The 9,101-nt window shown below is 36.2% G+C and carries 7 protein-coding genes; 2 read left to right on the top strand and 5 right to left on the bottom strand.

The genetic code is table 11. From position 1 onward, the window contains the following. Nucleotides 1-107: 107 nt before the first annotated feature. The 4 genes from KA858_RS11160 to KA858_RS11145 form a co-directional block, all read right to left on the bottom strand. Nucleotides 108-1,181 carry an NAD(P)-dependent alcohol dehydrogenase gene (locus tag KA858_RS11160; protein WP_193838737.1) on the bottom strand — a complete coding sequence of 358 codons (1,074 nt, stop codon included), beginning with the start codon at nt 1,179-1,181 and terminating at the stop codon, nt 108-110. Between the two features lie 171 nt (nt 1,182-1,352). Next, the gene (locus KA858_RS11155; RefSeq protein WP_210135719.1) at nt 1,353-2,735 is read right to left on the bottom strand and encodes an NAD-dependent succinate-semialdehyde dehydrogenase; all 1,383 of its coding nucleotides are present in this window, start codon (nt 2,733-2,735) and stop codon (nt 1,353-1,355) included. Between the two features lie 64 nt (nt 2,736-2,799). After that, nucleotides 2,800-3,987 (bottom strand): spr1629 family repressor/antitoxin, encoded by a 1,188-nt coding sequence (locus tag KA858_RS11150; RefSeq protein ID WP_210135718.1) that lies wholly within the window; start codon nt 3,985-3,987, stop codon nt 2,800-2,802. Between the two features lie 25 nt (nt 3,988-4,012). Beyond that, nucleotides 4,013-4,783 carry a spr1630 family ClpXP-sensitive toxin gene (locus KA858_RS11145; RefSeq protein WP_210135717.1) on the bottom strand — a complete coding sequence of 257 codons (771 nt, stop codon included), beginning with the start codon at nt 4,781-4,783 and terminating at the stop codon, nt 4,013-4,015. A gap of 244 nt (nt 4,784-5,027) precedes the next feature. On the opposite strand from KA858_RS11145, the gene KA858_RS11140 reads away from it, so the two are divergent. Both KA858_RS11140 and KA858_RS11135 read left to right on the top strand, forming a co-directional pair. After that, nucleotides 5,028-6,686, top strand: a complete 1,659-nt coding sequence (locus KA858_RS11140) for an FAD-binding dehydrogenase (protein ID WP_210135716.1) — start codon at nt 5,028-5,030, stop codon at nt 6,684-6,686. 149 nt (nt 6,687-6,835) lie between these two features. Then, nucleotides 6,836-7,234 carry a hypothetical protein gene (locus KA858_RS11135; RefSeq protein ID WP_107629326.1) on the top strand — a complete coding sequence of 133 codons (399 nt, stop codon included), beginning with the start codon at nt 6,836-6,838 and terminating at the stop codon, nt 7,232-7,234. A 52-nt stretch (nt 7,235-7,286) separates the two neighbouring features. Here the strand turns inward: KA858_RS11135 and KA858_RS11130 are convergent, their stop codons facing one another. Beyond that, the gene (locus KA858_RS11130; RefSeq protein WP_210135715.1) at nt 7,287-8,990 is read right to left on the bottom strand and encodes an ABC-ATPase domain-containing protein; all 1,704 of its coding nucleotides are present in this window, start codon (nt 8,988-8,990) and stop codon (nt 7,287-7,289) included. Nucleotides 8,991-9,101: the final 111 nt, after the last annotated feature.

Raw genomic sequence — 9,101 nt, 5'->3', positions numbered from 1 at the left:
TTTTAGTTCTAGTCATCCTTGCGGGGGTGGGACGACGAATTTAAAAGAATTCTGTCCCACTCTCGTATATTAATGTATATTCAATTTAGCTTAATGGTGGTGATTCATTATTTATCTAAAAAGCCATTTGGATATACCATCACTTTCAAGGCATCGCCTTTACTTGTACGTGTTAATTCCATCGCTTCTTTTGTATCGGCAAGTTCAAATTGATGTGTGAATAGTGAATCGATGTCAGCGTCTGTTGTACTTAAGATTTGGATACCTTGTGGGTACGTATTCGCATATCTAAACACACCTACAATATTGATTTCATGGTTCGCGATAAATGGCACGTTAATTTCGTTCATATCTTCTTGAGGTAAGCCAACAATTGCTAAAGTGCCACCATCTTTTAATGAATTTAACGCACTTCTTAAGGCAATCGGATTACCTGCAGTTTCAATGGCATAGTTCACGCCTTGCCCGTCTGTTAAGGCTTTAATACGTTCAACAACATCTTCATTTTTAATATTAATTGTCGTTGTTGCACCTAAACGTTTAGCCGCTTCTAAACGATTATCTTCTAAATCTGAAACAATAATATTTGTTGCGCCGTAAGCTTTAGCAGCGACAACTGCCATTAAACCAACGGGACCCATACCCATGATGACAACTGTTGAACCTGGTTTAATATCCGCACGTTTACATGCTTGTAACCCAACTGAAAATGGTTCAACTAATGTCGCTTGTTCATAAGTCACTGAGTCTGGTAAATGATAAAGGAAGTCTGCCGGATGGCTTACGTATTCACAGAATGCACCATCGTACGGTGGTGTTGCCATAAATTCCATATGTGGGCATAAGTTATAGCGTCCAGATTTACAATATTCACATTCACGACAAGGTTCACCTGGTTCGATAGCAACTCGATCACCAACTTTAAAGTCTGTGACATCTTCCCCAACTTGTGCGACCATACCTGCACATTCGTGCCCTAATACGATTGGTTTTTCAACAACGAATTCGCCTACACGACCGTGTGCATAATAATGGACGTCAGAACCACATACGCCTACCGCCATCATCTTAATTAGGACATCTTTAGGACCTACTTCAGGCATGTCTCTTTCGACAATTTCAATATCATAAGGTTCATGCATTAATGCAACATTCATTTTCTCCGGAATCGTCTCACTCATAAATAACATCCTCCTAAGTTTATGTATCTTATACTATTCTTTCACTGAAAATGGTGTATGTAAACGATTTCATAAATATTTGTAAAGTAATTTTAAACTAAAATGATGAATTCACAATAATTTTTTCGATAAAAAAATCGCTTCCCATAAATGAGAAGCGAGCAATCTTTACTACAAATTACCGATTGATAAATATTTTGTTTCTAAGTAAGGTTCAATACCTTCTGTGCCACCTTCTCGGCCATAACCACTTTCTTTCATACCGCCGAATGGTGCATGGGCTGCTGATGGTCCACCGTCATTCCAACCGATCACGCCATAATCAAGTGAATGATATAAGTGGAAGCCTGTGCGATAATCATTTGTAAAGAAATAAGCAGCTAAGCCAAATTGTGTATCATTCGCCATTTGAATCGCATCTTCTAAATCTGAATATGTTGCAACAGGCACGATAGGACCAAATGTTTCCTCTTGCATGGCTAACATCTCTTGGTTCGCATTTGATACGACAACAGGTTTCAAGAAGTTACCACCTAACGCTTGTGCATCCTCTAAAGAACGTGATAATTGAGCGCCTTTAGATGCTGCATCTTCTAATTGATTAACGACTTTCTTCACGCCATCTTCATTAATCAACGGCCCAATCGTAACGTCTTTATCCATACCATTTCCGACTTTCAGTTCATGAACTTTTTGCGTTAATTGCTTAACAAACGCATCTTCAACCGCTTCATGTACGTATACACGGTTTGCACAGATACATGTTTGACCTGCATTTCGGAATTTTGAAGCAATTGTTTGGTCTACCGCATAGTCAATATCGGCGTCTTCATGAACAATGAGTGGTGCCAGGCCACCCAGTTCCATTGTGACATTTTCAACGGATTCAGCCGCTTGCGCAATAAGTTTCTTACCTACATTAGTTGAGCCAGTAAACGTCACTTTCTGCATCACTGGATGTTTCGTGAACAATTCACCTGCATCTTTACCTGACATAATTACGTATTGAACGGCATCTTCTGGGATACCTGCTTCATGCGCTAATTCAATTAAGCGTATCGTTGTCAGTGGTGTTTGCGTGGCTGGTTTACAAACAATAGTACAACCCGCAGCCAATGCTGGTGCAATCTTACGTGTAATCATTGCCGCTGGGAAATTCCACGGTGTTATCGCACCAACTACACCTACTGGGAATTTCTTAATGATAATGTTTTTATTCGGTGTATTCGCAGGAATGGTACGTCCGTAAATACGTTTGGCTTCTTCGGCATACCAAGAAACGTATGAATTCGCGTAGTCTACTTCACCTTGTGCCTCTTTTAAAGGTTTACCGCCCTCTTTAGTAATGAGTTCTGCCAATTCTTCTTTATGTTCGTTAATCAAAGCGAACCATTTATATAATTTGTCTGCACGTTCATGTGCATCTACCTCTCTCCAAGATTTAAACGCTTCATGTGCTTTCTCAATTTGTTGTTTCGCTGTTGCTTCGTCAGTATAGTCTAATGTTTGAATCACTTCGTTTGTCGCTGGATTAAGCACTTCTAATGTTGCCATTTACATCCACCCCTTTAAGAAGATTTGATATAAGTATATACCCTTAAATTTTTAATAACTCATTTTAAGAATTGTTATTTTCAAATATTTTTAAAATCTGTCCATTTTGCTTTTCTTTCTCATTATCCATATACTTATCAAATATTCTAGGATCAAAACCAGCAATTTCATTTAAAAATAAAGGTTTCACCTTAAGCCTATCCAATAACTCATTAGGCGCTATCATCTCTTTTTTAAATAAAAAATCAATGAGACTATTCATTTTTATAGGTTTAGCAATAATGAGTTTACTATCTAGTGGTTCTTCGTATTTGTAACCTTTTTTATTAATATTAGCCCATAAATATTTATATTGGCTACTAGTCAATAATTCTAATTTATAAGCTCTAATTGCTATAGTTTGAATTGAAACCAACCATTTTTCTTTAAGCGAAATCAAATAATCAGGGTTGGATTTTTTTAATACTTTTTTAAAGTCTTCTATAAATTCTTTTTCTGGAAGTAAAAATTCACCAGCAAAATCATTTGCCTCTTGTTCAATTTTTCTGTAGTCATCAGGATCTAAATTACTAAATTCAATATGTCTATGTAATAAAATATGTCCTAATTCGTGAGCTATATCAAAATTCCGTCTTACCGCCACTCCTTTATTATTACCTAATACAATATAGGGCATCTCATTAGTTGACCAAAAACTAAAAGCATCAGCATCTTTATCTATTTTTTTGTCATAAACAATTAGCCCATTTTTTTCTAAATTAAATAATAAATTTTTGTTATTCTCATCTTTCATAATAACTTTACGCGCTAAAATCGCTGATGATTTAATAAACTCGTATTTACTTTGATGATTATCAAAATCATCTTCAATTTTTCTAGCTAGATCTAAAATATTAACATGTGGCACTTTTATAAACTTAAAAAGGTAGTTCGTTATATTTGCAAGATAACTCGCTTGCCAAAATTGCTTCTCTAAAAGCTTTGTAGAGACTTTATAATTAATTGCTCGAAAAGCTATAGAAGACTTATTAAGGCTTTTGTTACTAAAATCGTCTGGCTGGTTTTCAATAAAATATGCCGTTTTAACCTTAAATAAATCTGCTAATTCGTAAATTTTGTTAATTTCTGGAATCATATTTTTAGTCTCGTACTGCCAAATCGCTTGCTCACTCACTTTTAAAACAATACTTAGATCTTTTCTACTCATCCCTTTAATCATTCTGATATTTTCAAGATTTTTTCCTATAAACATGTTTAAGCACCCTTTTTAAAGGCTATTAATTAAATTTTTCTTGTTCTTCTTGCTCGAATATAAAACCAAATTCTTTTTCCGGATCTACCGTCTGAATATCTGAATCATTAATAGTTTGAAATTCTTTGAAATCGTCACTCTCAGTTAGGTATTCTTGTTCATTGGCAATGATACGAATAACTTCATCAGATAAATCTTCTATCATTATAGCTTTATTATTCACTGGATTAGGTATACAGATTTTAACAGAATCAATCATCTTAGTATTTGAATCAATATTATAGGTGATAATATTAAATATGCCATCACTTTTTTGTTCAGTTTGATATATGTTTGGTTTCGTCAGATAATCATCCCAATTCAATTGATGAGGATGTTTATGCTCATTTTGTAGCTTATCAAAATCTATATTTTGATTTTTAGACACTAGTTCCTTTAGATATACTTTTTCTTTTTCATCTTTATTATTAAATGGTGTTTTACCATATGTTACCGCATTATTATTAAAATATTTCTCATTTTTTATTATGAATGATAGGTATTGATTATCTGATAAACCACTTCCGATGAATTTTAAATATTTCCATGAAGGTCCTGCATTACTCTTTTGAAAGTCCATATATTCTTTTATATGTGTAGCTACCTGATGCTCAATGTGATTTGATTTAGTATAAGCATAAGCTTCGCTAATTTCCATTGTTCTATATGCTTCTGTTCTAACTTTAATATAATCCTTATAACCATGGACAATACCTTCTAAAATAGAAGTTTTTAAACCTTTTACATATTCATTCATCAAGAGACCCCATAGAATATTAAATTTAACTTTAATATAATCAATAAAATTAGTAAAATCAATGTTTTTTTTAAAGTAAAAACTGAAATAAACGATTAAATTTAAAGTAGTGTTCGCTCTAAATTATCTTTTAAACGCATATATTAAATCAAAATAATTTTGATAATCCTTTTCGCTTATCTTCATTACTTGATAAAATATGGTAAATGCATTTGTAACTAAAAAGAATCGTAAGGAGTTTTTTATGAATAAAAAGGTATTTGTCATTGGTTCAGGGTTAAGTGGGTTAGTTGCTGCGACAGAATTATTAAAGAAAGGTTATCACGTCACAATGTTAGACCAGGAACCACGTCAAGCGATAGGTGGACAAGCTTACTGGTCATTTGGCGGGTTGTTTCTTGTAAATTCTAAGATCCAACAACGTCTAGGGGTTAAAGATTCATATGAACTTGCGCTGAATGATTGGTTTGGTTCTGCTCAATTTGACCGCCCGGAGGATGAAGATTATTGGGCGAAACAATGGGCTGAAGCTTACGTGCGCTTTGCGACTTTTGAAAAGGAAAATTATTTAAAATCGATGGGCGTACGCTTAACACCTATCTTAGGTTGGGCTGAACGTGGCGGTACGTCTGCTTCAGGTCATGGTAATTCTGTGCCACGTTTCCATATCACATGGGGGACAGGTCCTGGATTAGTTGAGCCGTTTAGTCGTTACGTCCTTGAAAAAGAACAAGAAGGCCAATTTGAATTTCTCGCACGTCATCAAGTAACAGATATTGGTATCAAACATAATCAAGTGACACACATTGCTGGAAATATTTTAGAACCAAGTGATGTGGCACGCGGTGAGAAATCATCCCGTACCGTGATAGATACATTCCATTTCGAAGTGGATGCGCTATTAATTACTTCAGGTGGTATTGGTGCCAACATGCCACTTATTCGTAAATACTGGCCTAAACGTTTAGGTAATCCACCAAAAACTATGATTCAAGGGGTACCTGATTCAACGGATGGCCGGTTAATTCAAATTACTGAAGATGCAGGTGCAAACATCGTGAATAAAGATCGTATGTGGCACTACACTGAAGGTATTCAGAATCATAGCCCAATTTGGTCGAACCACGGCATTCGTATTATTCCAGGTCCATCTTCTATGTGGTTTGACGCTACTGGCAAACGTATGCCTGCGCCTGATTATCCTGGTTTCGACACCTTACATACATTAGAAACTATCATGAACACAGGTTATGACTATTCGTGGTTCATCTTAACAGAAGACATTGTTAAGAAAGAATTCGTCCTTTCAGGCTCTGAACAGAACCCTGATTTAACGGACAAAGATATCAAGTTGCTACTTCAAGAACGCTTAGGTCGTAAAGCAACCTCTCCAGTAGAAGCCTTTATGAATAATGGCCCGGACTTTGTTATCGCTGATGATTTAGGTACGCTTGTTCGAAAAATGAACGACTTAGTTGGTAGTACGTTACTTGATTATGAAGCGATTAAGCAAGAAATCAAAGCACGCGACTTACAAATTGATAATCCGTTTACGAAAGATCCACAAGTCGCCTTCATCAATAATGCACGCCAGTTCTTAGGCGATAAACTAATACGTACGGCCAAACCTCATAAAATGTTAAGTGGGCAGAATGGACGTTTGATCGCCGTCAAATTAAATATCATTAGTCGTAAAACACTTGGTGGCATTCAAACAAATTTAGAAGGCCAAGCACTTAATTCAAAGATGCAACCGATTCAAGGACTATACGCCGCTGGAGAAGCATCTGGTTTTGGTGGTGGCGGTGTTCATGGATATCGTGCATTAGAAGGTACTTTCCTAGGTGGTTGTATCTTTAGTGGTATTCGTGCAGCTGAAGGCATCCACCATCATATACAGTAAATCTCATAAATATACACTTCCGAAATAAAGTATTTTCAAAATGTATATCCCACCACTTTTTATGCATTTTGTTGTAAAATTATATCAAATATTATTTTTTTCAAGTAATAGTTATCAATTTTACAATTTTTGCAAAAGAAGGTGATGGTATGCCTCGCGATAGCTTGAAATCTTTGAAAAATAAAACTGTAACCGTCATAGGTCGAATTGAACATATTACTATAACACCTAAAGTAAAAATTCCAAACAAGCCTATTTTCTCGAAAATTTTATTAACTGATGTGAACATCGGCGGTCAATATTTCGATCATGTTTGGGTTTATGCAGCGAAGCGATATTATCACGACCAAGATCCATTTTTACATCAAGTTGTTAAATTTAAATCAAAAGTAACGCCTTATGTTAAACATGGCCAACACGGCTATGTCGAAGACTATGGTATTGATTATGTCAAAAGCTTAAGCATACTGCCTAATACGTCAATTGAAGAATATGACGAAAGATATTATGATGATGATATTACCGTAGACTTTTTCTTAACGAATTAAAAGCACATTGCAAAGCTTGATTAACTATCAAGTGCAATGTGCTTTTGTTATGTTATTTCACTTTTAATCCGCGGTAACGGTTTAACGTTCCAATAAATTCTTGTTTACGTGGTAGCGCTAGATTACCCGGATGACCATCGAAGTTAGATATCGCTTCGATGCCATGCTTTTCAATCACCTCATACATTTGGTTCGTCGCCTCAATAAGACTTAAATGATGATCTATTAGTTGATGTCTAAAGTAATTAATCATAACCGGCAATGCATTGTTTTGACTATCGTCGACCAGTTGTTCTAAACCAGTTAAATCAATTGCTTCCTTGCCGTACATAACCGTGTGTAGTCCTTTCGCTTTCAATCGATCATCTTTTCCCTTTTTAGAGAAAGAAGTGGCTAACGGCACCCGAGATGGAATCTCACCAAATGACGTTTGTACTTGTGTGTCGCGTTGATAGCCGTCTGATTGTGCAATGGCTTTCGCTTCATCCGTCACATCCTTCAAATGATACTCATCCATCATTAATACTTGATCGGCTACATCAAAGTAATCACCAGAGCCACCGACAATCAAAATGGTTGAAACGTGATGTGTTTCAAAAAGTGGTCTCACTTTATTTGAAAATGGTGTAATGGGCTCTTTATCAGGCGCAATCAATTTCTGCATGCGTCCATCACGTATCATAAAGTTCGTTGCTGAAGTGTCTTCATCTATAAGCAATGTTGACGTTTGCGTTTCCAATGCTTCCATCACATTTGCCGCTTGAGAGGTACTGCCACTCGCATTCTCAGTTGAAAAATGCGTCGTGTCCTTCTTACCAGGCAAATTATCTATAAACGGACTAATGTTAACGTTGTGAATACCACGTCCATCCTCAGCACGTATCTTCATAGCATCATGACGTGTAATTACAAATTCACGTCCATCATTAGGAATATGGTCATAAACACTACGTTCAAGCGCTTCTAATAAGGTCGATTTACCATGATAACCGCCACCAACAATCAATGTGATGCCTTCAGGAATAGCCATCCCTGTGACTGCCTGACCACTTGGTAAGTTAAACGTCGTTTCAAGCGTTGTTGGACTCGTAAATCGAATCGCACCTTTCATTGGTTCATCAGACACACCACTTTTTCTTGGTAAAATAGCATTATTCGCAATGAAAGCAACTAGATGTTGTTGTTCAAGTTGTTCTCTAATATACGTTTGGTCGAGTTTTACTGTCACTTGATGTTGGAGTGCTTGCTGATCAATATTTTGATACATAATAGCTTGATTTACGATCTTTGGTAAACCATTTATCAGTGTATGCGCTGCAGCTTTTCCAAGAATCTTACGTCCTGCAGCTGGCATACCAACTTCAATGCGCACTTCAATGGTTTTGTCATTGATTACAACCGACGTGCGTTCTAGCATTTCTTGGCCACAATGATCGATAAAGATTTTTCCATTTTTCCCAGAACCTTTTACAGTGCGATTAAACGTTGCGACTTGATAGGCAAACGCTCGGGTTAAGAAGTCCGATACTGCAAGCCGTTTGTCTTTCGTATCTAGTAAATGATCCGGAATTTGAGCAACATCTCGTTGGATCATAAGTCGCATTTTTGAAGGTGGCGCAAAAGGATCTACCTGTACATGATCAATAACTAAACGAAATTGATTAAAGGCATATGTTCCTTTAATTCTTTTATACGCGCCGTATTTTTGTCCATCTAAAGATTTCAATGTCTTATCGAGATCTGTCGAGCGTTTCATCATTATTCCTCCGTTCAATAAGTCTATATGTACTGTTTACCCGACCTAACCGGCAAGCATAACGTCATTCTTGAAATTCCTGATCTGCTTATAAAAAAGGTTCTACGCAAA

The organism is Staphylococcus sp. GDX8P80P, assembly GCF_017893095.1.
Taxonomy (GTDB): Bacteria; Bacillota; Bacilli; order Staphylococcales; family Staphylococcaceae; genus Staphylococcus; species Staphylococcus borealis.
This window is presented reverse-complemented; position numbering and strand designations above follow the sequence as displayed.

What these genes read in the sequence shown, in the direction of transcription:
- KA858_RS11160 (WP_193838737.1), bottom strand. Translation starts at nt 1,181, where the DNA reads ATGAGTGAGACGATTCCGGAGAAAATGAATGTTGCATTAATGCATGAA.
- KA858_RS11155 (WP_210135719.1), bottom strand. Translation starts at nt 2,735, where the DNA reads ATGGCAACATTAGAAGTGCTTAATCCAGCGACAAACGAAGTGATTCAA.
- KA858_RS11150 (WP_210135718.1), bottom strand. Translation starts at nt 3,987, where the DNA reads ATGTTTATAGGAAAAAATCTTGAAAATATCAGAATGATTAAAGGGATG.
- KA858_RS11145 (WP_210135717.1), bottom strand. Translation starts at nt 4,783, where the DNA reads ATGAATGAATATGTAAAAGGTTTAAAAACTTCTATTTTAGAAGGTATT.
- KA858_RS11140 (WP_210135716.1), top strand. Translation starts at nt 5,028, where the DNA reads ATGAATAAAAAGGTATTTGTCATTGGTTCAGGGTTAAGTGGGTTAGTT.
- KA858_RS11135 (WP_107629326.1), top strand. Translation starts at nt 6,836, where the DNA reads ATGCCTCGCGATAGCTTGAAATCTTTGAAAAATAAAACTGTAACCGTC.
- KA858_RS11130 (WP_210135715.1), bottom strand. Translation starts at nt 8,990, where the DNA reads ATGAAACGCTCGACAGATCTCGATAAGACATTGAAATCTTTAGATGGA.